This is a genomic window from Mesorhizobium sp. M0514 (genome assembly GCF_040321145.1).
In the GTDB taxonomy this organism is placed as follows: Bacteria; Pseudomonadota; Alphaproteobacteria; order Rhizobiales; family Rhizobiaceae; genus Mesorhizobium.
Window position 1 is genome coordinate 38716 of the sequence record NZ_JAMYQZ010000024.1, and the last position, 24925, is coordinate 63640.

General features: G+C 62.6%; 23 protein-coding genes and 1 pseudogene. 8 read left to right on the forward strand and 16 right to left on the reverse strand.

Features of this window, described 5'->3' with window-relative positions; genetic code table 11:
- Positions 1 to 3 precede the first annotated feature (3 nt).
- The gene (locus NKI61_RS12645) at positions 4 to 1542 is read right to left on the reverse strand and encodes an MFS transporter (RefSeq protein WP_352839675.1); all 1539 of its coding nucleotides are present in this window, start codon (positions 1540 to 1542) and stop codon (positions 4 to 6) included.
- Positions 1543 to 1683: 141 nt separating this feature from the next.
- On the opposite strand from NKI61_RS12645, the gene NKI61_RS12650 reads away from it, so the two are divergent.
- The 6 genes from NKI61_RS12650 to msrB all read left to right on the forward strand — a co-directional run bounded on the left by NKI61_RS12650 (position 1684) and on the right by msrB (position 5867).
- Positions 1684 to 2547 carry a LysR family transcriptional regulator gene (locus NKI61_RS12650; RefSeq protein WP_023698426.1) on the forward strand — a complete coding sequence of 288 codons (864 nt, stop codon included), beginning with the start codon at positions 1684 to 1686 and terminating at the stop codon, positions 2545 to 2547.
- Positions 2548 to 2605: 58 nt separating this feature from the next.
- Positions 2606 to 3052 carry a GNAT family N-acetyltransferase gene (locus tag NKI61_RS12655; RefSeq protein WP_023668728.1) on the forward strand — a complete coding sequence of 149 codons (447 nt, stop codon included), beginning with the start codon at positions 2606 to 2608 and terminating at the stop codon, positions 3050 to 3052.
- Between the two features lie 35 nt (positions 3053 to 3087).
- On the forward strand, positions 3088 to 3348 hold the full coding sequence (locus NKI61_RS12660; RefSeq protein WP_023698425.1) for a type II toxin-antitoxin system HicB family antitoxin: 261 nt from the start codon (positions 3088 to 3090) through the stop codon (positions 3346 to 3348).
- A 9-nt stretch (positions 3349 to 3357) separates the two neighbouring features.
- Entirely contained in the window at positions 3358 to 4548 is a 1191-nt protein-coding gene (locus NKI61_RS12665) for a vWA domain-containing protein (protein ID WP_352839677.1), read from the forward strand.
- Between the two features lie 16 nt (positions 4549 to 4564).
- Positions 4565 to 5362, forward strand: a complete 798-nt coding sequence (locus tag NKI61_RS12670; RefSeq protein ID WP_352839679.1) for an MBL fold metallo-hydrolase — start codon at positions 4565 to 4567, stop codon at positions 5360 to 5362.
- Positions 5363 to 5462: 100 nt separating this feature from the next.
- Positions 5463 to 5867 carry a peptide-methionine (R)-S-oxide reductase MsrB gene (gene msrB / locus NKI61_RS12675; protein ID WP_013529102.1) on the forward strand — a complete coding sequence of 135 codons (405 nt, stop codon included), beginning with the start codon at positions 5463 to 5465 and terminating at the stop codon, positions 5865 to 5867.
- Between the two features lie 61 nt (positions 5868 to 5928).
- On the opposite strand, the gene NKI61_RS12680 is transcribed toward msrB, so the two are convergent.
- The 13 genes and pseudogenes from NKI61_RS12680 to NKI61_RS12740 all read right to left on the reverse strand — a co-directional run bounded on the left by NKI61_RS12680 (position 5929) and on the right by NKI61_RS12740 (position 20846).
- Entirely contained in the window at positions 5929 to 6240 is a 312-nt protein-coding gene (locus NKI61_RS12680; RefSeq protein WP_031196451.1) for a hypothetical protein, read from the reverse strand.
- 7 nt (positions 6241 to 6247) lie between these two features.
- A complete protein-coding gene (locus NKI61_RS12685; RefSeq protein ID WP_352741522.1) occupies positions 6248 to 6688 on the reverse strand; it encodes a hypothetical protein in 441 nt (146 codons plus the stop codon).
- A gap of 93 nt (positions 6689 to 6781) precedes the next feature.
- Positions 6782 to 7042: a DUF2312 domain-containing protein gene (locus NKI61_RS12690; protein ID WP_023668722.1), complete on the reverse strand. Its 261-nt coding sequence runs from the start codon at positions 7040 to 7042 to the stop codon at positions 6782 to 6784.
- Positions 7043 to 7192: 150 nt separating this feature from the next.
- On the reverse strand, positions 7193 to 10651 hold the full coding sequence (gene pyc / locus NKI61_RS12695) for a pyruvate carboxylase (RefSeq protein ID WP_352839681.1): 3459 nt from the start codon (positions 10649 to 10651) through the stop codon (positions 7193 to 7195).
- Between the two features lie 279 nt (positions 10652 to 10930).
- Positions 10931 to 12052 (reverse strand): branched-chain amino acid ABC transporter substrate-binding protein, encoded by a 1122-nt coding sequence (locus NKI61_RS12700; protein ID WP_023668720.1) that lies wholly within the window; start codon positions 12050 to 12052, stop codon positions 10931 to 10933.
- A gap of 137 nt (positions 12053 to 12189) precedes the next feature.
- Positions 12190 to 12537 carry a DUF6867 family protein gene (locus NKI61_RS12705; RefSeq protein ID WP_023668719.1) on the reverse strand — a complete coding sequence of 116 codons (348 nt, stop codon included), beginning with the start codon at positions 12535 to 12537 and terminating at the stop codon, positions 12190 to 12192.
- Positions 12538 to 12649: 112 nt separating this feature from the next.
- Positions 12650 to 13378, reverse strand: coding sequence for an ABC transporter ATP-binding protein (locus tag NKI61_RS12710; protein ID WP_023668718.1), 729 nt, complete (start codon positions 13376 to 13378; stop codon positions 12650 to 12652).
- Positions 13379 to 13398: 20 nt separating this feature from the next.
- A pseudogene (locus NKI61_RS12715) lies at positions 13399 to 14505 on the reverse strand (ABC transporter ATP-binding protein); the annotation flags it as partial.
- Entirely contained in the window at positions 14505 to 16100 is a 1596-nt protein-coding gene (gene livM / locus NKI61_RS12720; RefSeq protein WP_023668716.1) for a high-affinity branched-chain amino acid ABC transporter permease LivM, read from the reverse strand. The pseudogene NKI61_RS12715 and the gene livM, both read right to left, overlap by 1 nt.
- A 4-nt stretch (positions 16101 to 16104) precedes the next feature.
- A complete protein-coding gene (locus NKI61_RS12725; protein ID WP_023668715.1) occupies positions 16105 to 17007 on the reverse strand; it encodes a branched-chain amino acid ABC transporter permease in 903 nt (300 codons plus the stop codon).
- Positions 17008 to 17467: 460 nt separating this feature from the next.
- On the reverse strand, positions 17468 to 18469 hold the full coding sequence (locus NKI61_RS12730; protein ID WP_352839683.1) for a 4-hydroxyproline epimerase: 1002 nt from the start codon (positions 18467 to 18469) through the stop codon (positions 17468 to 17470).
- Between the two features lie 13 nt (positions 18470 to 18482).
- On the reverse strand, positions 18483 to 19901 hold the full coding sequence (locus NKI61_RS12735; RefSeq protein WP_352839685.1) for an NAD(P)/FAD-dependent oxidoreductase: 1419 nt from the start codon (positions 19899 to 19901) through the stop codon (positions 18483 to 18485).
- A 51-nt stretch (positions 19902 to 19952) separates the two neighbouring features.
- Positions 19953 to 20846 carry a dihydrodipicolinate synthase family protein gene (locus NKI61_RS12740; protein ID WP_023700249.1) on the reverse strand — a complete coding sequence of 298 codons (894 nt, stop codon included), beginning with the start codon at positions 20844 to 20846 and terminating at the stop codon, positions 19953 to 19955.
- A 69-nt stretch (positions 20847 to 20915) separates the two neighbouring features.
- Here NKI61_RS12740 and NKI61_RS12745 point away from each other — a divergent pair, with 69 nt between their 5' ends.
- Positions 20916 to 21605, forward strand: coding sequence for a GntR family transcriptional regulator (locus NKI61_RS12745; RefSeq protein ID WP_352839687.1), 690 nt, complete (start codon positions 20916 to 20918; stop codon positions 21603 to 21605).
- A gap of 37 nt (positions 21606 to 21642) precedes the next feature.
- Here NKI61_RS12745 and NKI61_RS12750 read toward each other — a convergent pair whose 3' ends face one another.
- On the reverse strand, positions 21643 to 21942 hold the full coding sequence (locus NKI61_RS12750; RefSeq protein WP_352459899.1) for a hypothetical protein: 300 nt from the start codon (positions 21940 to 21942) through the stop codon (positions 21643 to 21645).
- A gap of 203 nt (positions 21943 to 22145) precedes the next feature.
- The gene (locus NKI61_RS12755) at positions 22146 to 23642 is read right to left on the reverse strand and encodes a CoA-acylating methylmalonate-semialdehyde dehydrogenase (RefSeq protein ID WP_023684131.1); all 1497 of its coding nucleotides are present in this window, start codon (positions 23640 to 23642) and stop codon (positions 22146 to 22148) included.
- Between the two features lie 365 nt (positions 23643 to 24007).
- On the opposite strand from NKI61_RS12755, the gene NKI61_RS12760 reads away from it, so the two are divergent.
- Complete coding sequence (locus NKI61_RS12760; RefSeq protein ID WP_352839689.1) at positions 24008 to 24889, forward strand: LysR family transcriptional regulator; 882 nt, start codon at positions 24008 to 24010, stop codon at positions 24887 to 24889.
- Positions 24890 to 24925 lie beyond the last annotated feature (36 nt).

The window sequence follows — 24925 nt, forward strand, 5'->3', positions numbered from 1 at the left end:
CGCTTACTCCGCGGGAGCAAACCCTCTCTCCTGCGGCGCGACGCGCTTCGGCCCGAAGATGACGAAGCCGATGACCGACAGGGCGAGAACGCCGATCCCGCAATAGAGCATGACCCAGCCGAAACCATTGACCAGCGCGGCATGCACGATGGCGCCGGATGGGTCGAGGGCTGCGAGCTTCGGCGTCCCCTGCGCAAGGCCCTCCAGATTGCCGGTGGCGACCCTTTCCGCCAGTGCCCGCAACTCATCCGGCTCCAAAGCCGCGCCGAGTGTGGCCCGCAGGTGGGAAACGATACCTTGCGTCAGCAGCAGGCCGAGCACCGCGATGTTGATAGCGAGCGTGATCAGGCGTGCGCTGATGTCGATGCCGGACGCCATGCCGGCACGATCCGGCGATACCGCGCCGGTCGTGGTATTGGTGGTCGGCGAATTGGTGAGACCGATGCCGATGCCGGCAATCAGCGTGCCGGGCAGCATGGTCAGCCAGGTGGCGCCCTCGAGCCTGGAGCCGATCCACATGGCGATGAAACCGATCCCTAGCGTCAGCAGACCGAGCGGGATGGCAATTCGTGCCTGATAGCGCGCGCGAATGCGCTCGGCGATCGGCGGCATCACCATGAACGGCAGCGTGTAGACGAGCAATAGCAGGCCGGTCGTCGTGCTGTCGTAGCCGAGAACGCCGGAATAATAGATCGGCAGATAGATGATGAAAGGCCAGTAGCTGAAATTCATGCCGATGGCGCCCATGATCGCGCCGGAAAACTGGCGGATGCGGAACACGGCGAAATCGAACATCGGATAGGGATTGACCCTCTCGGCGACAAGGAAAGCGATGAACGCAGCCACGGAGGCTGATATCACGCCGATGCGGGCGCTGGTCCCGAGATCCGCACCCTGCGTGATCAGATAGGAGAAGCCGAACACAGAAGCCGACAGCGTCAGCATGCCGGCCCAGTCGAGCTTCTGGGCATTGTGATCGCGCGATTGCGTGACACCGGCGCCGATAAAGGCGAGCGCCAGGAGCGCCAGCGGCACGTGGATGAGGAACACCCACTGCCAGTTCGACAGCGCCACGATCAGGCCGCCAATGGCGGGACCGAAACCAAGCCCGATGCCTGAGACGACGCTCCAGGCAACAAAAGCCTTGCCGCGTTCGCGGCCATCCTGGAACTGATGCGACAGCACGGCGACGCTGCAGGTCAGCATCGCGCCGCCGGCGAGACCTTGCAGGAAGCGGGCGGCGATCAGCAGCGCCGCACTCGGCGCCAGGCTGCACAGCAGCGAGGCGAGGCCGAAGGCGACGGTGGTGATCACCATCACGCTCTTGCGGCCGAAACGGTCGGCCAATGTCCCCGTCGCCATAAGCACTGTCGTGCAGGCGATGGTGTAGGCATTCATGATCCACTGCAAATCCCTGAAATTGGCGGCGAGCACGCTTTCCAGTTTCGGCAGGATCACCGGCACGCTGGAGATTTCGAGCCCGAACAAGAGCGACGCCAGGCACACGCCGGTGAGCGCTATGGTGTTTCGTTGAATTGGCATATCGATCTCTTTCCATCCGAGCATGAGGCGCTCTTCAAACCGCGACCAGTTTGAGATAGAGGAGACTTGATCATGAAAAAAGGCTATGCTTGGCTATATCAGAAATGACAAAACAGAATGATTGACCCATGAGTGCTTGCGATGACCAGTCTTGATGTGGACGCCGTACGAACCTTTGTGATGGTGGCCGATCTGCAGAGCTTCACCCAGGCGGCATCGGCGCTGGGCAGCACGCAGGCGACGATCAGCGTCAAGCTGCGCCGCCTCGAGGAGAAGCTCGGCGCGCGATTGATCGAAAGAACGCCGCGCCGCGTCAGCCTGTCGGCACGAGGCGCCGTCTTCCTCCCCGCCGCGCGCGACTTCCTTGCCGCGCACGAGCGCGCCATGGCGGAGTTTGCGTCAGCACCGTGCCGGCTTGCGCTCGGCTTTGTCGATCATGCCGCCGGTCCGGCGCTGTCCATTCTGATTGCCCAGCTCCATGCGCACGATCCATCGCTGACGCTCAGTTTGAGGATCGATACCAGCACGGTGCTCAAGGAAGCTTTCGATCACGGCGAGCTCGACGCGGTTATCGTGCACCGCGAAGGCGACAGCCGTCCTGGCCGGACCTTGTCGCGCAACCACTATGGCTGGTTCGCCGCACCTTCCTTCGAGTGGCAGCGCGGAACGCCGTTGCGCCTCGCGCTCTTAAGCACCGTGTGCAACTGTCCGGATCGTGTGCGGGCGGTCGAGGCGCTGGACAAAGCAGGCATCGCCTGGGAGGAGGCCTTCGTCGGCGGCGGCGGCGCGGCCGTCAACATTGCGATATCGGCGGGCTTTGCCGTTTCGGCGCTGGCTCACTGCGTCGCTCCGCCCGGCCTGATCGAGGTTGGCCGCAAACTTGGTCTTCCATCGCTTGACCCTTCCGAAGTGGTGCTGCATTCGCACAATCTGGCGCCGCGCGCGCGTGACGCGCTGCAGATGCTGGCAACCGCATTTCGCGAGTACAATTCGCCGGTGGATTAGGCGATGGTGTTTCCGATCTGATTCCGCCGGAATCCGATAAGGCTTTGGAGGAACCGAAATGACCGAGATCACCGTCCGCCCGCTGGCGCTGGCCGACCATGCCGACTGGCGGCGGCTGTGGACTGCCTACCTCACCTTCTACGAGACCAAGCTGCCGGACGAGGTCTACGACATCACCTGGAAACGACTGTTCACGGAAGGTGAATTCGAACCGAAGGGGTTTATCGCCACGCTCGACGGCAAGGCGGTCGGCCTGACCCATTATCTCTATCACCGCTCCGGCTGGTCGGAGAAAAACAACTGCTACCTGCAGGACCTGTTCGCCGACCCTGATGTGCGCGGCAAGGGCATCGGTGCGGCCCTCATTGAAGCGGTCAAGCAGGAAGCCGGCAAGATCGGCGTCAAGAACGTCTATTGGATGACCCACGAAACCAACGCCACAGCGCGCAAGCTCTACGACCATGTCGCGCGGCGGACAGGTTTTATCGAGTATGATCTGCTATGATGCGAGCGCGATCGAAATAACGCGGAAGGAGCCGAATGATCCGCTATGTCGGAATCCTGGATGGCAGTGACGGCGTTTGGGGAGTGCGGATGCCCGATCTCGCCGGCTGCCACGGGGCCGGCGCAAACCCGGCTGAAGCGATAGCCGATGCCGTGTCGGCTATGCGCGAATGGGCGGAAGCCCGCATCGCAAAGCACTTGCCCATGCCCAACCCACGTACTGTGGCAAATCTTCTGCAATCCGGCGAAATCGACAGTGCCCGTGGCGACTCCGCCGTGACCGTTCGGCATAGATAACGGCCAACCATGTTCCTCCCCTTCTTTCTCGAACTAAAGGCCGCTCGGGTTCCCGTTTCGCTCAGGGAATATCTGTCGCTGCTGGAAGGGCTGGAGGCCGGGCTGGTCGACTATGACGTCCAGGGTTTTTACTACCTCGCCCGCGCCGCGCTTGTGAAGGACGAACGCCATATCGACCGCTTCGACCAGGTGTTTGCGCATGTCTTCAAGGGGATCGAGGCGCTCACCGGCCCCGATGCCGTCGGTGTCGCCAACATTCCTGAGGAATGGCTGCGCCGGCTCGCCGAAAAGCACCTGACCGAGGAAGAGAAGAAACTGATCGAGGCGCTCGGCGGTTTCGACAAGCTGATGGAGACACTGAAGCAGCGGCTGGAGGAGCAGAAAGGCCGCCACCAGGGCGGCTCGAAATGGATCGGCACCGGCGGCACTTCGCCTTTCGGCGCCTATGGCTACAATCCCGAAGGCGTGCGCATCGGCCAGCATGAAAGCCGCAATCGCCGTGCGGTGAAAGTCTGGGACAAGCGCGAGTTCAAAAATTTCGACGACGCCGTCGAGCTCGGCACCCGCAACATCAAGGTGGCGCTGAAGCGCCTGCGTCGCTGGGTGCGCGAGGGTGCGGAGGAAGAGTTCGACCTGCCCGGCACCATCCATGCCACCGCCGAGCACGGCTATCTCGATGTGCAGACGCGCTCCGAACGGCGCAACGCCGTGAAGCTCTTGATGTTCTTCGATGTCGGCGGCTCGATGGACGACCACATCAAAAGCGTCGAGGAGCTGTTTTCGGCCGCCCGCGCCGAATTCCGCCAGCTCGAATATTTTTACTTCCACAACTGCCTTTACGAGGGCGTCTGGAAGGACAATCGGCGCAGGCATGCCGAGACCATCCCGACCTTCGATCTGCTTCACAAATACGGCCCCGACTACAAGGTGATCGTCGTCGGCGATGCCTCGATGAGCCCTTACGAGATCGCGCATCCCGGCGGTTCGGTCGAGCATTGGAACCCGGAAGCCGGCAGTGTCTGGCTTGGCCGCCTCATCCAGCAATGGCCGAATGCGGTCTGGCTGAACCCCGAAAATCAGAAAAACTGGGGCTTCATCCATTCGATCGCGATGATCCGCGATCTCTTCGGCGGCCGCATGTTCCCACTGACGCTGGCCGGGTTGGAAGCCGCGACGAAGCAGCTCTCACGCAAGCATTGATATGAGAGGAAAACCGATGACCTGCTTTCTTTGCCCGCAATGCGGCGTCCAGTTCGCGGCAACGCAGACCCCTCCAGAAAATTGCCCGATCTGCGAGGACGAGCGACAATATGTGCGCTGGGAAGGCCAGGCCTGGATCACTGGGGAAGAACTCTCTGCCGGGCATAGGCTTGTGATGAAGGACCATGCCGGCGTTCTCGCTTTCGGCATCGAGCCGCGCTTTGCTATCGGCCAGCGGGCGCTGCTGGCGCAGACGCCGCACGGCAATGTGCTGTGGGATTGCATCTCGATGGTGAGCGACGAGGCGGTAGCCGAAATCAACCGTCGCGGCGGCCTGGCCGCGATCGCTATTTCGCACTGCCACTATTATTCGGTGATGGTCGAGTGGAGCGAGGCGTTTGGCGGCGTGCCGATCTATCTCCATGCCGACGACCGCCAGTGGATCATGCGGCCGCACAACGCCATCGTCAGCTGGGCGGGCGAGACGCTGGCCATAAACCCGTCGCTGACACTCGTGCGTTGCGGTGGCCATTTTGCCGGCGGCCAGGTGCTGCATTGGAAACGCGATGACGGTAACGCCCTGCTGTCCGGCGACATATTGCAGGTGACGCCGACGCGTCGCCATGTCAGCTTCATGTACAGCTATCCGAACTACATTCCGCTCAATGCGCCGGCCGTGCGACGCATCGCGGCGGCACTTGAGCCTTTCGAATTCGACGACATCTACGGCGCGTGGTGGCAGCAGAACATCATCGGCGGCGCAAGAACGGCATTTCATGCGTCGATCGCCCGCTATCTTCAGGCGATTGGGTAGGAGCTCGGCTGAAAATGCGAGCAAAACACGTAACAAACGCCTATCTCTAAGCGAATATAGCTTGCAACCAACAACAAGCCGCCAAGGCTGAGGAGATCAAATGGACACCCACACCTACCCTGTCACCCGCACCGACGCTGAATGGCGCGCCCGCCTGACGCCCGAGCAATATGCGGTCATGCGCGGCCATGGCACCGAACGGCCCGGAAGCTGCGCCCTGCTCTACGAAAAGCGCGCCGGCACCTTTTCCTGCGTCGGCTGCGACCAGCCGCTGTTCGAATCCAAGCTCAAGTTCGAGAGCGGCACCGGCTGGCCGAGCTTCAATGATCCGGTGCCCGGTTCGGTCGAAAACACCGTCGACCGCAGCTACGGCATGGTCCGCACCGAATGCCACTGCGCCCGCTGCGGCAGCCATCTCGGCCATGTCTTCGAGGACGGCCCGCCGCCGACCGGCCTGCGCTATTGCATCAACGGCGTGGCGCTGAAATTCGAGCCGGCGGCTTAAGCCGCGGCTTGACCCCCATCTTCAAAGGGCGGCTTCGGCCGCCCTTTTCGTGTCAATCTTCTCAGACAACCACCACCAGGATCAGCCAAAGCGTAGCCCCGAGCGTCATCAACGAAGCCTTGGCGCCACTGGATTTTTCCGTGGTTCGCCAGACGGCAAAGGTCAAAAAGATGTTGTAGGGCACGGGCGCGAAATGCACCGCCAGGACGACGGCGAGCGGCAGCTTCAAGCCGAGCAGAATGAGCGCGGCCACCGACGAGGTGATGTTGATCGCCGTGCCGACAAGGACCAGATCGCGCCAGAACAACCGCTCGACCGGAACCGCGCCTTGCCAGCGCGAGCCGAAGAAGGATCCGATGCTTTGCACCAACACCTGATAGCTATCCCTCTCTCAGCACGTCGGTGACGGCGCGCTCGAAGCGCGAGCATTCCGTCACCAGCCAGTCGGCCATGGCCGGCCAGTTGTCCTCGGCATAGCAGTTCACCCGCCACATCGAATTGATGCCGAGGCCCTCGCAGCTCTGCTCCGGCCTGAGCTTCAGCCTGTCTTCGATTGCCGGTTGGAACGGCTTCAGCCGCGACCAGACCCCGGTCGCGCCGAACTTCTCGTTACGGCCGAAAAAGACGCCAACTTGGCTTTGCGCCGGCGCGACATACATGGACAGGACCAGAGCGAAGTCGGGCAGCCCGCGCTGCCAGAACCAGGGTCCGCGCCGCGCCATGGAAGCGCGTTCCTCCGGATGCCGTTCGGCGAACAGCGCCCAGAAGCTGCGTTGGCGGAATTCAGAGGCGCGGCGGGCGCCGAAGTCGAATTCGCTCATGGTTCGATGCCCGTTCCAGCATCATTCCTTGGCCCGAGACTGTTTCGAAATTCGCTCTGGCGATATCAGCCGGAGTAGAATTTCCAGACAGCCTTACACCATGCCGAGCGCGGCCTTGTAGAGATCGAGGATGGTTTCCTCTTCCTGGCGCTCGGCCTGGTCCTTCTTGCGCAGCCGGATGATCGACCGCATCGCCTTGGTGTCGAAGCCGGTGCCCTTGGCCTCGGCGAACACTTCCTTGATGTCGTCGGCGATGGTCTTCTTTTCTTCCTCGAGCCGCTCGATGCGCTCGATGAAGGCGCGCAACTGGCCGGCGGCAACAGTCTGGCTGGTATCTGTGATGTCGTCGGCCATGTTTTTTCTCCGCTACTTTTTAAGCACCGCGATTCTGGCGCGGTAAATTGGGAGCGGGTTCGATGCCCGAGCAGGCGCGGCGGGTCAAGCCATTATCGATGCTCCATCAACGGCTGCTGCCAGCCGTCCCCAGTGTGATGGATCCGCGCGTCAGCCAAACGCGATCAACAGATCCTTCGCATCGATCTGATCGCCGGCCTTGACCAGCACTTCGGCCACTGTGCCGTCGCGCTCGGCATGCAGGGCCGTCTCCATCTTCATGGCTTCGATCGACAACAGCACGTCGCCGGCCTTGACCGCTTGGCCGGCGGCAACCGAAAGGGCGGAGACCACGCCCGGCATCGGCGCGCCGACATGCGCCTCGTTGCCGGGCTCGGCCTTGCGCCGAGCCTTGGCCGCCGAGGCGCCATGCGCCCTGTCCGGCACCCGGACACGGCGCGGCTGGCCGTTGAGCTCGAAGAACACGGTGACCATGCCCTTCTCATCGACGTCGCCGATCGCAAGGCAGCGCACCACAAGCGTCTTGCCTTTTTCGATGTCCAGGAAGATCTCGTCTTCGGACTTCATGCCGTAGAAATAGGTCGGCGTCGGCAGCACACTGACCGGCCCGTAGGTTTCCTGCGCGGCGGCGAAGTCGGTGAACACCTTCGGATACATCAGCCAGGAGGCGAATTCGTACTCCGAGAGCTTGCGCTCCAGCTTCTGCTCGATCTCCTTGCGGCTGGCCTTGAGGTCGGCTGGCTTGATCAGCGAGCCCGGCCGCACGGAGATCGGCTTGCTTTCCTTCAGTGCCTTCTTCTGCAGCTTCGCAGGCCAGCCGCCGGGCGACTGGCCGAGATCGCCGCGCAGCATCGAGACGACCGAGTCCGGGAAGGCGATGTCCTTGGCCGGGTTTTCAACGTCGGCAACGGTCAGATCCTGGCTCACCATCATCAGCGCCATGTCGCCGACCACCTTGGACGACGGCGTCACCTTGACGATGTCACCGAACATCAAATTGACGTCGTGATAGGCTTGTGCCACCTCGTGCCAACGCGTTTCCAACCCGAGCGAACGCGCCTGTTCCTTGAGGTTGGTGAACTGACCGCCCGGCATCTCGTGCAGGTAGACTTCCGAGGCTGGCCCCTTGAGATCGCTTTCGAAGGCCGCATACTGGTTGCGCACCGCTTCCCAGTAGAAGGAGATGTTGCGGATCCATTGCGGATCGAGGCCGGGATCGCGCTCGGTTCCCTTCAGCGCCTCGACGATCGAGCCCAGGCAAGGCTGCGAGGTGTTGCCGGAGAAGGAATCCATCGCCGCGTCGATGGCGTCGACGCCACTTTCCACGCCCGCCAGCACCGTCGCCGCCGACAGGCCTGACGTGTCGTGGGTGTGGAAATGGATCGGCAGGTCGGTGGCTTCGCGCAGCGCCTTGAACAGCACGCGGGCGGCGGCAGGCTTCAAAAGCCCGGCCATGTCCTTGACGGCGATGATATGGGCGCCGGCTGCCTGCAATTCCTTCGCCAACCCGACATAGTATTTAAGGTCGTGTTTGGCGCGCGTCGGATCGAGGATGTCGCCGGTGTAGCAGATCGCTGCTTCGACCAGCTTGCCCTCGGCGCCCACCGCGTCCATGGCGACGCGCATGTTCTCGACCCAGTTCAGGCAGTCGAAGACGCGGAACAGGTCGACGCCGCCAGCAGCGGCCTGGCTGACGAAATGTTGCACGACATTGTCGGGATAGTTGGTGTAGCCGACGCCGTTAGCGCCGCGTAGAAGCATCTGCAGCAAAAGGTTGGGGGCTGCTTCGCGCACTTTGCTCAGCCGCTCCCACGGATCCTCGGTGAGGAAGCGCATGGCGACGTCGAAAGTGGCGCCGCCCCAGCATTCCAGCGACAGCAGCCGCGGCAGCGCCCGCGCGTAGGTGCCGGCAATGCCGGCAATGTCATGCGTGCGCATGCGGGTGGCGAGCAGCGACTGGTGACCGTCGCGCATCGTCGTGTCGGTGACAAGCACCTCTTTTTGCTCACGCATCCAGGCAGCGAATTTCTCCGGCCCCAACGCGTCGAGCTTCTGCTTGCTGCCATCAGGCACATTGCCGTTGAGATAGGGCACGACAGGCGCTGCCGCATCGGCCTTCGGCATCGGTCGGCCGCGGGTTTCGGGATGGCCGTTGACGCTGACGTCGGCCAGATAGTTGAGCAGCTTGGTGGCGCGGTCCTGCCGCTTCACCTGCGCGAACAGCTCCGGCGTCGTGTCGATGAACCTGGTCGTGTAGGAATTGTCGGCGAAGCGCGGGTGGTTGATGATTGCCTCGAGGAAGGTGAGGTTGGTGGCCACGCCGCGGATGCGGAACTCGCGCAGGGCCCGATTCATGCGGGCGATCGCCTCGGCCGGTGTCGGGGCCCAGGCAGTCACCTTCTCCAGCAGCGGATCGTAGAAGCGGGTGATGACCGCGCCCGAATAGGCGGTGCCGCCGTCGAGGCGGATGCCGAAACCGGCGGCTTCGCGATAAGCGGTGATGCGGCCGTAGTCCGGAATGAAACTGTGCTCCGGATCCTCGGTGGTGATGCGGCACTGCAGCGCGTGACCGTTCAGCCTGATGTCGGCCTGCGCCGGCACGCCCGACTCTTTCGTGCCGATGGCAAAGCCATCCAGTATGTGGATCTGCGCCTTGACGATGTCGATGCCGGTCACCTGCTCGGTGACGGTGTGCTCGACCTGGATGCGCGGATTGACCTCGATGAAGTAGAATTTGCCGGTGTCGGCGTCCTGCAGAAATTCCACCGTACCGGCGCCGATATAGCTGGTCTCGCGCGCGATCTTGAGCGCATAGCCGCAAAGCTCCTGGCGCAATGCCTCGCTGAGATAGGGCGCCGGCGCCCGTTCGACGACCTTCTGGTTGCGGCGCTGGATCGAGCAGTCGCGCTCGAACAGATGTACAGCGTTGCCATGCGTGTCGCCGAGCACCTGGACCTCGACATGGCGAGCGCGCTCGATCAGCTTTTCGAGATAGACCTCGTCCTTGCCGAAGGCGGCCTTGGCCTCGCGCTTGCCTTCCATCACCTCGCGGGCGAGGTCGGCTTCCGCGCGGATGGCGCGCATGCCGCGCCCGCCGCCGCCCCATGATGCCTTGAGCATCACCGGATAGCCGACTGTCTTGGCGAGCTGCTTGACTGCTTCCATGTCGTCCGGCAGCGGTTCGGTTGCCGGCACCACCGGCACGCCGACCTCAATGGCCAGATTGCGCGCGGCGACCTTGTTGCCGAGCCGGCGCATCGTGTCGGGCTTCGGCCCTATGAAAGTGATGCCGGCCTCGGCGCAGGCATCTGCGAATTCAGGGCTTTCCGACAGGAGGCCATAGCCCGGGTGGATGGCGTCGGCGCCGGACAGTCTGGCGACCCGGATCACTTCCTCGATCGACAGATAGCTTTCGATCGGTCCCATGTCCCTGGCCAGATGCGGCCCGCGCCCGACCTGGTAGCTTTCATCGGCCTTGAACCGATGAAGCGAATATTTGTCCTCCTCGGCCCAGATCGCCACGGTTTTGAGGCCGAGCTCGTTGGCCGCGCGAAAGACGCGGATGGCAATTTCGGACCGGTTGGCGACGAGGATCTTCGTGATGGCCAAGGAAGCAGGCTCCGGACAGGAGGGTGGGGCAGAGGCATGATTAACGCGAAAATGCTGCAGTGCAACCAAAATCGGGGAGAGGTTAAACCGATTTAAATGCGATTCTAGCACCACCGATCGAAAAGATGCGTGCGATTGGCGTCGCGAGGTGACGCTAATTGTCGTGCCCGCACAAATTCGACCCGGCTAGCGGCTTGTCCAGCCACCCTCGCTGCGCCCTGTCACCAAAGAAAAATGCCCGGCGCGAGCGCCGGGCATTCCATAGAGCTGTGTCCCGAATTACGACTTCGGGAACCAGGAGATCTTGCCGTCCGGACCCTTCTTCCATTCGTACATGATGTAGCCCGGGAGCTTCGGATCGCCCTTCGCGTCATAGGCGAGATCGCCCAGAACGGTCTTGAACGGACCCTTCTCGTGCAGCGCCTTGGCCACTTCCACGGGGTCGTTCGACTTGGCCACGGCAGCGGCCTCGGCGATCACCTGCATGGCGGCGTAGGAGTAGAGAGTGTAGGCTTCCGGCTCGAAGCCCTGGGCGCGGAACTTCTCGACCAGTGCCTTGTTCTCGGGGATCAGACGCGGATCTGGACCGAAGGTGTTGAGCGTACCGATAACCGCATCGCCGGCGATCGCAGCCAGCTCGTCGGTCACGATGCCGTCGCCCGACATCAAGGTAGCCTTGAGGCCCTGGTCCGCCGACTGGCGGATGATCAGGCCGGCTTCGGTATGCAGGCCGCCCCAATAGATCAGGGTGACGCCGGCGTCCTTCATCTTGGCGATCAGCGCCGAGAAGTCCTTGTCGCCGACATTGACGCCTTCATACATGACTTCGGTCAGACCGGCTGCGTTCATCGCCTTCTTGGTCTCGTCGGCAAGGCCCTGACCATAGGGGGTCTTGTCGTGGATGACGGCAACCTTGGCGTCCTTGAAGTTGGTCGCGATATAGCCGCCGGCGATGCCGCCCTGCTGGTCATCGCGTCCGCAGGTGCGGAACACGTTCCACAGGCCGCGCTCGGTGAATTTCGGGTTGGTCGCCGCAGGCGTCACTTCGACGATGTTGTTGTCGACGTAGACTTCCTGCGAAACCGGGATCGAGACGCCCGAGTTGAAGTGGCCGATCACGAATTTCACGCCGTCGCCGACGAACTTGTTGCCGACCGAAATGCCCTGCTTCGGATCCGAGACGTCGTCGCCGACTTCGAGCTTGATCTGCTCGCCGTTCATGCCGCCTGCTGCGTTGATGTCGGCAACGGCCGCTTCCGCACCCTTCTGCAGCTGCGCACCGAAGGCCGCATTCGGACCGGTGATCGGACCTGCGACGCCGACGATAACGTCAGCCCATGCATTGCCACCGAACGCGACAAGCGCGGTCAGGGCAACGGCGGACAAAAGTGATTTCTTCATTTAAACGCTCCCATTTACGAGGTGGGCGTGGATGAAACTTTCATGCGATGCCCACCCTTATCGCAGAAAGCGTACTTTGCCGATTTTCAGGCCCTTGTCACGCCGATTCATCCCCGGAACGGCGTTAATGATGAACGTCAACCTTTCGGTTTCCAGCTTAAGATCGAAGCCCGTTCGTAAAGCCAATTATACTGCGTCACCATCTGGTTCGTACGCGTGTATTGATAGCCGACAAATCCCAATATCATGAGCACGATTGTGTCCACGACATAATATTGCAGCGAAAACATCGTGCCGCCGAACAAGGCATGATGGATGAACCTGATGCCTATGCCGAGACCCAGCAGATAGGCGAACAGCGCCGGCAGGCTGCGCCATGTCTGGGCGCTGGCCTTGCCGGTCATCCATGCCGCCCAGCCGCCGAGCAGACAGGTGACGAAGAAGAACTGCCAGATGGAAGGTTCCTCGTGAAGAATGCCTTGCATGATGAAGACTCCCTAGCATGATCCCGAAAAGTTGCAGACTTTTCGGACAAAGGTCATGCGACAAACAAACAAGTTGGAGCGGAATACCGTATGCATACATTCCGCTCCAAAATCAGTGATGGCCGCCTTCGAGATAGGCCGCCCGCACTTCCGGATTGGCGAGCAATTCCTTGCCTGTGCCGCTCATGGTCACGTTGCCGTTGACCATGACATAGCCGCGCGTGGCGAGTTTGAGCGCGCCGAAGGCGTTCTGCTCGACCAGGAACACGGTCAGCCCTTGCGTGCGGTTCAGCTCGCGGATGGCATCGAAGATCTGCTTGACGATCAGCGGCGCCAGACCCAGCGACGGCTCGTCGAGCAACAGCAGCTTAGGCCGCGCCATCAGCGCACGTCCGATCGACAGCATCTGCTGCTCACCGCCCGACAGCGTGCCGCCGCGCTGGGCAATGCGCTCCTTGAGGCGCGGGAACAGCGCGAACACCTTCTCAGCATCTTCGTCATAGTGCTTGAGATTGTCGAGACCGGCGCCCATCTGCAGGTTTTCCATCACCGTCATGCGCGGGAAAATGCGCCTGCCTTCCGGCGACTGCGCAATGCGCATGCGGGCGATCTCGTGCGTCGGCATCTGGGTGATGTCGGTGCCGGCGAAAGTGATTGAGCCGGCACGAGCGCGCGGCGCACCGAAGATGGTCATCATCAGCGTCGACTTGCCGGCACCGTTCGCACCGATCAGCGCGACGATCTCGCCCTGGTTGACGTGGACATCGACGCCGTTCAGCGCCTTGATGTTGCCGTAGTAGGTCTCGACGCCCTTGATGTCGAGCAGCGTTGTCTCGGCCATCACTTACGCCCTCCGCGCGGCTTGCCTGTCGGGGATTTGGTGGCCGCCGGCTTGGACTTGGCCGTTAGACGCTCGGACGGTGCTCTTGGCGCGGAGTTGGCTCTTGTATCGTATTGGGTGGCCTTTGAAGCTCCCTTCGACACTGTGACCCGCTCGCCCTGGCTGTGGCCGATCGTGTCGCTTACCGGGCCGGCGAGATAGGAAGACGATGTGCCTGGTCCGTGAGCCGAATCCGGCCCGATGTCCAGCTGCTCGATGACGTCTTCATCGCCGACCTCGGTCAGCACCGTCTCGACCTCCTCGTCGTCGACGCCGAGATAGGCGGCGATGACGCGCGGGTCGGTACGCACCGATTGCGGGCTGCCGTCGGAAATCTTGCGGCCATATTCAAGCACCACGACATGGTCGGAAATCTGCATGACCACCGACATGTCATGTTCGATCAGCAGGATCGAGGTACTGCTCTTGATGTCCATCAGCAGCGAATTCAGCGCAGCCGACTCCTTCGGATTGAGACCGGCCGCAGGCTCGTCGAGGCACAGAAGTTCGGGCCCTGTGCACATGGCGCGCGCAATCTCGAGGCGCCGCTGCGCGCCATAGGGCAGGTCGCCGGCCGGATCGTCGGCGCGATCGACAAGGTCGGCCTTCTCCAGCCAGTGCTTGGCAAGCTCCACCGATTCAGCCGAGGCCCTGCGGTAGCCGCCGATCCCGAACAGGCCCAGGATCGTATAGCCGGATGCCTTCATCAGCTTGTTGTGCTGGGCAACCAGCAGATTCTCCAGCAGCGTCATGCCCGAGAACAGGCGGATGTTCTGGAAGGTGCGCGCCACCTTGGCGCGCGCCGGGATCTCATGATTGGGCAGCCGTTCGAGCAGGAAGCTCGAGCCGTCGGCCCGGTTGAGCGTAATCATGCCTTCCGACGGCTTGTAGAAGCCGGTGATGCAATTGAAGACGGTGGTCTTGCCGGCGCCATTGGGTCCGATCAGAGCGGTAATCTCGCCGCGCTTGGCCTGGAACGACAGGTCGCCGATGGCGATCAGGCCGCCGAACTTCATCGAAAGATGCTCGACCTGGAGGATGGCGTCTTTCATACCCGGATTGGTCTTCTGAATGGAGGTCGCGCTCATCAGCCGTGCCCTTCCTTGGTGAAGGAGGAGGAGACCGCTTTTCGTTCACTGAGGAAGGCCGTCGGTTCACGGCTGCCGACAAAGCCGCGCGGCTTCCACAGCATGACGATGACCATCGCCATGCCGAACAAAAGCATGCGGTAAAGCTCCGGCGTGAAATCTTTTCCGAAGACACTTTTCAGGAAATCGAGTTCGCGCAGTGCCTCGGTGCCGCCGATCATCACCAGCGCGGCGACCGCGATGCCGACCAGCGAGCCCATGCCGCCGAGCACCACGATGGCCAGGATGATCGCCGATTCCAGGAAGACGAAGGATTCAGGGCTGACGAAGCCTTGCCGTGCGGCGAAGAAGGCGCCGGCAAAACCGCCGAACATGGCGCCGGTGGCAAAGGCGGTGAGCTTGGTGGTGGTGGTGTTGATGCCAAGCGAGCGGCAGGCAATCTCGTCCTCGCGCAGCGCCTCCCAGGCGCGGCCGACAGGCATGCGCCTGAGCCTGATGGTGACGAAGGCGGTCAGCAGCGCCAGCCCGAGAATCAGATAGTAGAGGAAGATCTTGTAGTAGGCGCTCGACTGGGCAATGTGCAGCACCTTGCCGATGTAGTTCGGGTCGGTCGAATTAAACGTCATCAGGCCGAAGAAGGTGACCTTCGGGATGCCGGAGATGCCGGCCGAGCCGTTGGTGACTTCACGCCAGTTGATCAGCACCAGGCGGATGATCTCGCCGAAGGCCAGCGTCACGATCGCCAGGTAATCGCCACGAAGCCTGAGCACCGGAAAGCCGAGCATAACGCCCCAGAAGGCGGCCATGGCGCCGGCGGCGGGCAGCAGGATCCAGAACGACAGGCCGTATTGCGAACCGAGCAACGCATAGGCATAGGCGCCGACCGCGTAAAAGGCGACGTAGCCGAGATCGAGCAAGCCGGCGAGGCCGACGACGATGTTCAGCCCCCAGGCCAGCATCACATAGATCAGGATCTGGATGCCGAAATTGTCGACCCACTTCAACGAGCCCTGCAGGCCGCCGGTTATCGACCACGCGTAGATCGACAGCACCACGACGACGAGGATCGGGTATAGCACCAGCGCCGCAATCCCGAGCTTGGTGAAATTGGCGTGGATGAAGGAGCGGAAATAGAAGATCACGCAAGCGAGCGCGTAAATGACGGCCAATGCGCGCAGGAACTGAAGGTAGCCGGCCAGATCGGGTCCCACCAACACCGGCAGGGCGCTGCCGAACGCAACCAGGACAACCGCCAGCACGACGGCGACGATGAAGGCCGGAAGCAGGAAGAAGCGCGACGCGACGCTCGCCGGCAACAGGCCGGTGGCGACATTGGTGATCTTCTGATTGGCCATGAACGGCTGGCCATATGCAATGTAGAAGAAGCGGCCAAGCATGGTCAGCACGACCACGGTGATGAGCAGCAACCAGCGCTGCACCAGGATCAGCTGGTTGCTTATGTTCTGGTCGGTCTTCAGGCCGATGAAGAGAATGAACAACCCCAGCGAGATGGCGCCGGCATAGAACGCTTCGCGCAATGCACGCTGCACGGGGGAGGCGACGGTGTCGCGCTCCGAGGATACGGAAACCGCCATTGTCTCAGACCTTTTCGACTTCTGGCCGGCCCAAAATGCCGGAAGGCAGGAAGATCAGCACGATCGCCAGGATCGAGAACGCCGCGACGTCCTTGTAGTCGATCGAGAAATACGCCGACCACATGCTCTCGATGAAGCCGATCAAAAGCCCGCCAAGCACCGCGCCCGGCAGAGACCCGATGCCGCCGAGAACGGCCGCGGTGAAGGCCTTGACCCCCGGCACAAAGCCGTCGGAAAAGGCGATGACGCCGTAATACATCAGGAACAACGTGCCCGCGACGGCCGCAAGCGCTGCACCCATGATAAAGGTGATCGAGATCGTACGGTCGACATCGACACCGAGCAGCGCCGCCATCTTGCGGTCCTGCTCGCACGCCCTTTGCGCCCGGCCGAGGGAAGTCCTGTTGACCAGGTACCAGAACAGCGCCAGCAGCAGGGCGGTGACGACGACGATGATGATCTGCTTCAGCGACACGCTGATGCCGTTGATGTTGTAGACCTGGCTGACCATCGGCGGGATCGGCTTGTTGCGCGGGCCCTGCGTCACCTGGATGAAGTTCGACAGCGCGATCGACATGCCGATGGCGGTGATCAGCGGCGCCAGCCGGAACGAACCGCGCAGCGGCCGGTACGCCACCTTCTCGATCGTCCAGTTGTAGAGGCTGGTGAGCAGCATCGCCACGATCATCATGATCAGCAGCGCCAGTACGACCGGCACCGAATAGAACAAGGAGCCGAGGATGAGGAAGACGACGAGGGCGGCGAAGGCCCCGACCATGAAAATGTCGCCGTGGGCGAAGTTGATCATGCCGATGATGCCGTAGACCATCGTGTAGCCGATTGCGATCAGCCCATAGATCGATCCCAGCGTCAGCCCATTGATAAGCTGCTGGACAAAGTACTGCATGTGTACATGGCTCCCCTGGAATGTCGCCCATGCAGACGCATTCCTTTTCGTATTTCCCCTAGTCGTAAAGTTTCGAGCCCGGATTGCAACGTGATTTTTCAAACGTCGAGCGTGTTTTGCCGGCACGCCTTCCGATTGCCCGTTTTTTTGCTCCCCACCCCTGGACTATCGCGGACCCTATCATTGGCATAACGCAATGTCTTTGACGATTCAGCCGGACCAGCGACCTCATTTCGAAGAAATCCCGGTCAAAATCAGGTGATGAGACGAATCTTTGCGTTGTTGGCGGGCTTCGTTTTTTTAGCCACATTCCGTACTGACCAGCTGCAACATGGGTTACTTCCGACTATGGCGGTGGATGCCTCGCCCAACGCGCTAACCTTTCGCTGACTGGTTTCGCCAAGAGGTCCCGCCCTGGGTCCAAGTCCTGGTCTCGGTGGATGATCGGCAGCCTACCGTATCACTTAACCACAAAGCCGTGCGCGAACGGATCGCGGTCGTCGATGAAGATGGTGTTCAGGCCGGTCATCCGCGCCCAGCCGCCGATCGAGGGAATGATGGCCGGCTTGCCGGCAACAGTGACGTCCTTCTCGACCTTGCCCTTGAACAGCGAGCCGATGATCGATTCGTGGACAAAACTGTCGCCGGCCTTGAGCTTGCCCTTGGCATGGAGCTGCGCCATGCGCGCCGAGGTGCCGGTGCCGCAAGGTGAGCGGTCGATCGCCTTGTCGCCATAGAAGACCGCGTTGCGCGCATCCGCGCCCGCCATTGTCGGCTCGCCCGTCCACAGCATGTGGGACAGCCGGTTGATGCCGGGGTTTTCCGGATGCACGAACGAGTACTTCTCGTTGAGCCGCTGCCGCACCACGGGGCTCCAGGCGATGAAATCGCTGGCGGAATAATCAGCCATGTCGCGAAAATTCGCCTGCGGCTCGACGATTGCGTAGAAATTGCCGCCATAGGCGACATCGACAGTGATCTCGCCAAGCTGCGGGCAGTCGACCGTCAGTCCCTCGGCATAAAGGAAGGACGGCACATTCGTGATGCGCACCTCCTCGACATAGTCGCCGACTTGTTTGTATTCGGCGATAACCAGCCCGGCCGGTGTGTCGAGCCGGAGCACGCCGGGTGTCTTCGGCTTGATCAGCCCATGTTCGATGGCCATCGTCACCGTGCCGATCGTGCCGTGGCCGCACATCGGCAGGCAGCCCGACGTCTCGATGAACAGGATGGCTATGTCGCAATCCTCGCGCGTCGGCGGATAGAGGATCGAGCCCGACATGACATCGTGGCCGCGCGGCTCGAACATCAGCCCGGTGCGGATCCAGTCATACTCCGCCAGGAAATGCGCCCGCCGCTCCATCATCGTCGACCCCTCGAGCAAGGGACCGCCGCCGGCCACCAGCCGCACCGGATTGCCGCAGGTATGGCCGTCGATGCAAAAGAAGGATTTTCTGGCCATGATTTCCTCGAACTCAAAACCGTTGCGGGCTGAAGGGGGCAAGATCGATCCGCGAAGTCTGCCCGAGAACAAGATCGCGGATCAAGCGGCCGGTGGCCGCCGCCTGGGTCAGGCCGAGATGGCCATGGCCGAAGGCGTAGACAACGTTGGGCGCGGTTCGCGCCGTGCCGATCGCCGGGAGCGAATCCGGCAGCGACGGGCGATAGCCCATCCATTCGCGGCCACCTGACGCGTCCAGCCCCGGAAGGAACTGTCTGGCTTTTTCCAGCATGGCCTTCGAGCGCGCAAAATTCGGCGGCCGGTCGAGACCGCCCAACTCGACGGCGCCGCCGACGCGCAAGCCCGTCTCGAGTGGCGTGATGACGAAGCCATGGCCGGAAAAGATCAGCATCCGCTGCACGTCGAAAGCGGTCTTCGGCAGTGTCGTGTTGTAGCCGCGCTCGGTTTCGAGCGGGATGGTGTCGCCAAGCGCCTTCGTCAGCAGATGCGACCATGCCCCGGCGGCCACGACAAGATGTCTTGCCTGCCTGGTCGTGCCGTCCGTCAGCGTCAGCGTCGCGCCATCAGGATTGGCGGCGACGCGCTCTATGCGCGCCTTTTCGAAACGCGCGCCCAGCCTTTCGGCATAGGCCCACACCCCCTTGCCGAGCAGTTTCGGATCGGCGACGGTCTTCCAGCCCGGCACGAAGGTGCCCTTGATGAAGCGCGGCGACAGTCCCGGCTGCAGCCGCGCCAGTTCGTCGCCTTCGACATGGCGAAAGCCGATGCCGAAGCGCTCGCGCGCCGCCCAGCCCGGCAGCCCGGCCTGAAATTCGGCCTCGCTTTCATAAAGCTCCAGCGAGCCGTCCTCGCGCAGCATCAGCCGCGTGCCGGAACGGTCGAGCAGGCCCATCCATTCAGCCTCGGCGAGCTTCATCATGCCTGCCTGAGCAGCAAGGCTCGCCTCAAATTTTTCTGGTGCGCCAGCGCGCCAGAAGCGCAACAGCCAAGGCAACAGCTTCGGCAAGTAGGCCGGCGGGATGCTGAGTGGCCCGAGCGGATCGGCAAGCCATTTCGGCAAGTGCCGCATCATGCCCTTGTGCGCCAGCGGCAGCACGTCGGAGAAGGCGAAGGCGGCGGCATTGCCGGAGCTCGTCTCCTCGCAGATGCCGGTGCGGTCGAAGACCGTGACGCTGCGCCCGGCCTCGGCCAGCATGGCCGCCGCGCAGATGCCGACAATGCCGCCACCGACAATGGCGATATCTACCCCTTCTCCCCGTTCACGGTGGTGAGGAGTGGTCCGCGAAGCGGTGGAAAAGCCGACTGCTTGGCTTTCCGAACGACGAACGCCCGGAGCGCCAGTGAAGGGCTGCGGGGCCCGAAGGGCGGATGAGGGGCGGCGGCCCTCCTCTGTGTCCCTGGAATTTCCTTGCACGTCGGCGCTGCCCCTCATCTGGCTGCCGCCATCTTCTCCCCGTGCACGTGCACGGGGAGAAGAAAGCCTTCAGAACTGCGGCAGCTTCGGCCGTACCGCCAGCGCGTCCTTGACGATCTTCTCGACCGCTTTGCGGCGCTCGCCCGACAGCGGCTGGCGTGGCATGCGCACGCGGTCATTTGTGTCGATCGCGAGCACTTCGGCAAGCTTGATGTTTTGGACCAGATAGGTCGAGACATCGAGATCGAGCAGCGGCCGGAACCAGCGGTAGATCGAAAGCGCCTCCTCGCGGCGGCCCTGCTTCATCAGCTGGTAGATGGCGACGGTCTCGCGCGGGAAGGCGACGACCAGACCCGCCACCCAGCCGATGGCGCCCACCGACAGCGCCTCGAAGGCGAGATTGTCGACGCCGGTGAACAAATCGTAGCGGTCGCCGAAGCGGTTGATGATCTCTGTCGAGCGGCGGATGTCGTCGGAGGACTCCTTGATGGCGACGAAGCGCTTGTCGGCGGCCAGTTCCTCCATCTGGTCGACGGTGACGTCGACGCGGTAGGCGAGGCGGTTGGAGTAGATCATCACAGGCAGGTCGCCGGCCTGAGCGACGGCGCGCAAGGCGGCGACCGTCTCTTCCGGGTTGGTGTGATAGATCGGGCTCGGTACCACCATCAGCCCGTTGGCGCCTTCCCGGCTCGCGCGCTTTGCGATGCTCGCCGCCTCGCGGGTGCCCGCCTCGTTGACCGTCAGCAGCACCGGCTTGTTGCCTGCAACTTTCTGGGCAGTCTTCAGCACCTCGATCTTCTCGTCATGCGACAGCATCGGCCCTTCGCCGAGCGAACCGCAGACGATGATACCGTCGCAGCCTGCCTCCATCTGCAAAGCAAAGCAGCGCTCCATCTCGGCATGATCGAGGCGGTCGTCATCAGTAAACTTGGTCGTGACGGCGGGGAAAACTCCGGTCCACATGATCGTCTCTCCATCTGATATATCAGCCGTATATCTATTTGAAAACCGGCTGTCAACGCGGAGTTCGTTATGATATATGTAAGATATATCAGGAGCCCGCCTTTGACATCCAGTGAGACAGCATACCCCGAGCCGGCCGCCGCCAAGGCCTACCATGTACTCGAGCATATGATCGTGACGTTGGAACTGGCGCCGGCGAGCTTTGTCACCGAAGGCGCCCTCATCGAGAAGCTGGCGCTAGGACGCACGCCGGTGCGCGAAGCGATCCAGCGCCTCGCCTGGGAAGGACTGCTGGATGTCAGGCCACGCGCCGGCATCGCCATTGCCCCGCTTCATCCCGGCGACTGGCTGCGCGTGCTGGATGCCAGGCGCGGCGTCGAGGTGGTGCTGGCGCGCTCGGCCGCCCGCTTCGTCACCCGTGAGGCCGCCGACCTGTTTCATGAGGCAGCCCTTGCCATGCAGAAGGCCGTCATCTCGGGCAATGTGCTGGCCTTCATCCAGGCCGACAAGGCGCTCGACGAGGCCTTGGCGATGGCCGCCGACAACCCGTTTGCGGCCCGTCTGGCCGCGCCCCTGCAGACCCACAGCCGCCGCTTCTGGTTCCGCTACAAGGCCGACACAGGACTGGCCGAATCGGCTGAGCACCACGTCGCGCTAATCCGCTCGATCCTGGCTGGTGACGAAGAGGCTGCCGCCAAGGACGCCAAACGCCTGATGGCACTGCTGCGCGGCCATGCCGAAGTGGCCGCCACACGCTGAACTCCGTCTCTGCTCCAGACTTCCGACCGGTCTTTTATCAGGTGCCCGGCAAGACTGCGGCCATAGCCGCCCCGTCCCAGCCTTCGCCAGCCGTGATGATGCAGCTTTGGCCGTGTGTGTCGGTGGCCAGGATGGTCCAGGTGCCCTGGTCGGAGACGAATATCTCCAGCACCACATTTGGGTTCACCAGGCCACGTGCGGCTTGGCTTTCGTGGAACTTCTCGCCGAGCGCCTTGACCAGGTCGGTCCGCGCCGCGCATTGATCGGCTTTGGCCTGGGCGATGCCGGACATCGCGAACACCGCAAAGAACATCGCCGCCACAAGACGTCGTGTCATCTGACACCTCCTTGCGCCAGACGAGAACCCCGGCTGCTACCGGCGCTATTATGATGGCCTGCACCACGGCAGGAATGCAATTTAAGGCAGATGACAGGCTCTTGGTTCCATCGCTTAAACGTGATGACCAATGTCGGTTTCGTACAAAGAAAGGCCCGGGCTTTGAACCCCGGGCCTTCTTGCCGATCTTCGAAGTCGTCCGGTCAGTTCATCGTCGGGATGACGAACTCGGCACCGTCCTTGACGCCTGAGGGCCAGCGCGAGGTCACCGTCTTGGTCTTGGTGTAGAAGCGGAACGCGTCCGGGCCGTGCTGGTTGAGGTCGCCGAAGGACGACGCCTTCCAGCCGCCGAACGTGTAGTAAGCGATCGGAACCGGGATCGGCACGTTGATGCCGACCATGCCGACCTGGACGCGCGAAGCAAAATCACGAGCAGCATCACCGTCACGGGTGAAGATGGCGACGCCATTGCCCATCTCATGATCGTTGGCGAGCTTGATGGCGCTCTCATAGGTCGGCGCACGCACCACCGACAGCACCGGACCAAAGATCTCTTCCTTGTAGATGCGCATGTCGGCGGTCACATTGTCGAACAGGCAGCCGCCCATATAGTAGCCATCCTCGTAGCCCTGCATGGAGAAGCCGCGGCCATCGACGACCAGCTTGGCGCCTTCCTTGACGCCGGTGTCGACATAACCCTTGACGCGTTCCAATGCCTGCGCCGTGACCAGCGGGCCGAAATCGGCGGACGAATCCGTCGACGGGCCGACTTTGAGGCTTTCGACACGCGGGATGAGCTTTTCCATCAGCCGGTTGGCGGTGTCGTTGCCGACGGGAACGGCAACCGAGATCGCCATGCAGCGCTCGCCGGCCGAGCCGTAGCCCGCGCCGATCAGCGCATCGACGGTCTGGTCCATGTCGGCATCGGGCATGATGATCATGTGGTTCTTGGCGCCGCCGAAGCACTGCACGCGTTTTCCCGCGGCCGTGCCGCGCGAATAGATGTAATGCGCGATCGGCGTCGAGCCGACAAAGCCGATAGCCTTGATATCAGGATCGTCGAGGATGGCGTCGACGACATCCTTGTCGCCATTGACGACGTTGAGAACGCCAGCCGGCAGGCCAGCCTCGAGGAACAGTTCGGCGATGCGCATCGGCACGCCAGGGTCGCGCTCGGAAGGCTTCAGGATAAAGGCGTTGCCGCAGGCCAGCGCCGGGGCAATCTTCCACAGCGGGATCATCGCCGGGAAATTGAACGGGGTGATGCCGGCAACGACGCCGAGGGGCTGGCGCATCGAATAGACATCGATGCCGGGGCCGGCGCCGTCGGTGAACTCGCCCTTCATCATGTGCGGCGCACCGATGCAGACTTCGACCACTTCGAGGCCGCGCTGGATGTCGCCCTTGGCGTCGGCAATGGTCTTGCCGTGCTCGCGCGCCAGGAGATCGGCCAGTTCGTCATAGTCGCGAGCAACCAGTTCAAGAAACTTCATCAGCACGCGCACGCGCCGCTGCGGGTTGGTCGCAGCCCATTTGATCTGTGCTTCCTTGGCATTCAGGACAGCCGCACGCAGTTCAGCCGGCGAAGCCAGCGCCACCGTGCCGCGCACCGAGCCGTCCATCGGCTGCATGACGTCCTGCTTGCGCCCGCTGGTCCCGGCGACATGCTTGCCGCCAATGAAATGACCGTATTCGATCATGGTTTCTCTCCCTGAGTTTGTGATGAAGCATTCAACGCCTTTGCAGGCGCGAAGGCAACGCGAGGGGAAACGCAACCGTTGTGCGGGAAATAGACAACGAAGGACGAGTGTGCATTAATTGCCGCAAATTACAGATTGCTGAAAGGCCCGAAGGTTGCGCTCCGTCACACCCCCCTCTGTCCTGCCGGACATCTCCCCCGCAAGGGGGGATATCAGATGTGGCTGCCGCCTTCGCAAATCTTCAACGCACCAAAAGAGACGCAGGTGGCGGAGCTGCCAATCTCCCTCCTTGCGGGGGAGATGGCCGGCAGGCCAGAGGGGGGTGGGCGGGAACGCCGCGTTCGCCGCTAGCCCGGACCACCCCCATGAACTGGGATGACGTCCGCATCTTCCTCGCCGTGGCCCGCGCCGGGCAGATCCTTGGCGCCGCCAAGCGGCTGGAACTCAATCACGCCACCGTCTCGCGCCGCATCGCAGCGTTTGAGGATGCGTTACGGACAAAACTGTTTCGCCGGCTTACCACCGGCAGCGAGCTGACGCCGGCCGGCCAGCGCTTTCTCGACATTGCCGAGCGCATGGAAGCCGACATGATCGCCGCGCGCTCCGCCGTGTCGGGCGAAGGCGACGATATCTCAGGCACGGTGCGCATCGGCGCGCCCGACGGGTTTGGCGTTGCATTCCTCGCCACGCGTCTTGGCGCGCTGACCGCGCTGCACCGCGAACTCACCATCCAGCTGGTGCCGGTGCCGCGTTCCTTCTCGCTGTCGCGGCGCGAGGCCGACATCGCCATCACCGTCGAGCGGCCGAGCGAAGGCAGGCTGGTGGCGGGAAAGCTGGTCGACTACACCCTCGGCCTGTTTGCCTCGCGCGACTATGCGCAGGCGCACGGCTTACCCGAGACCGCTGCCGAACTCGGCCAGCATACGCTGATCGGCTATGTCCCAGACCTGATCGTCAGCCCGTCGCTCGACTATGCGGCGGAGTTCAGCCCGGACTGGCGCACCAGCTTCGCCATCTCCTCAGCGCTGGGCCAGGCCGAAGCGGTGCGCTCGGGCGCTGGCATCGGCATCTTGCACACCTTTGTCGCCCGCTCGATGCCGGAGCTGATCCCCGTCGACATCGTGACGCCGATCCGCCGCGCCTACTGGCTGGTCTATCATGAATCGGTCCGACCGCTGCGCCGCGTGCAGATCGTCGCCAACTTCATCACCAAGGCGGTCGAGAGAGAGCGCGGGCTGTTTGTCTGATGGCCGCGCCGCCTTGCCCTCGCCACAAAATCGGCC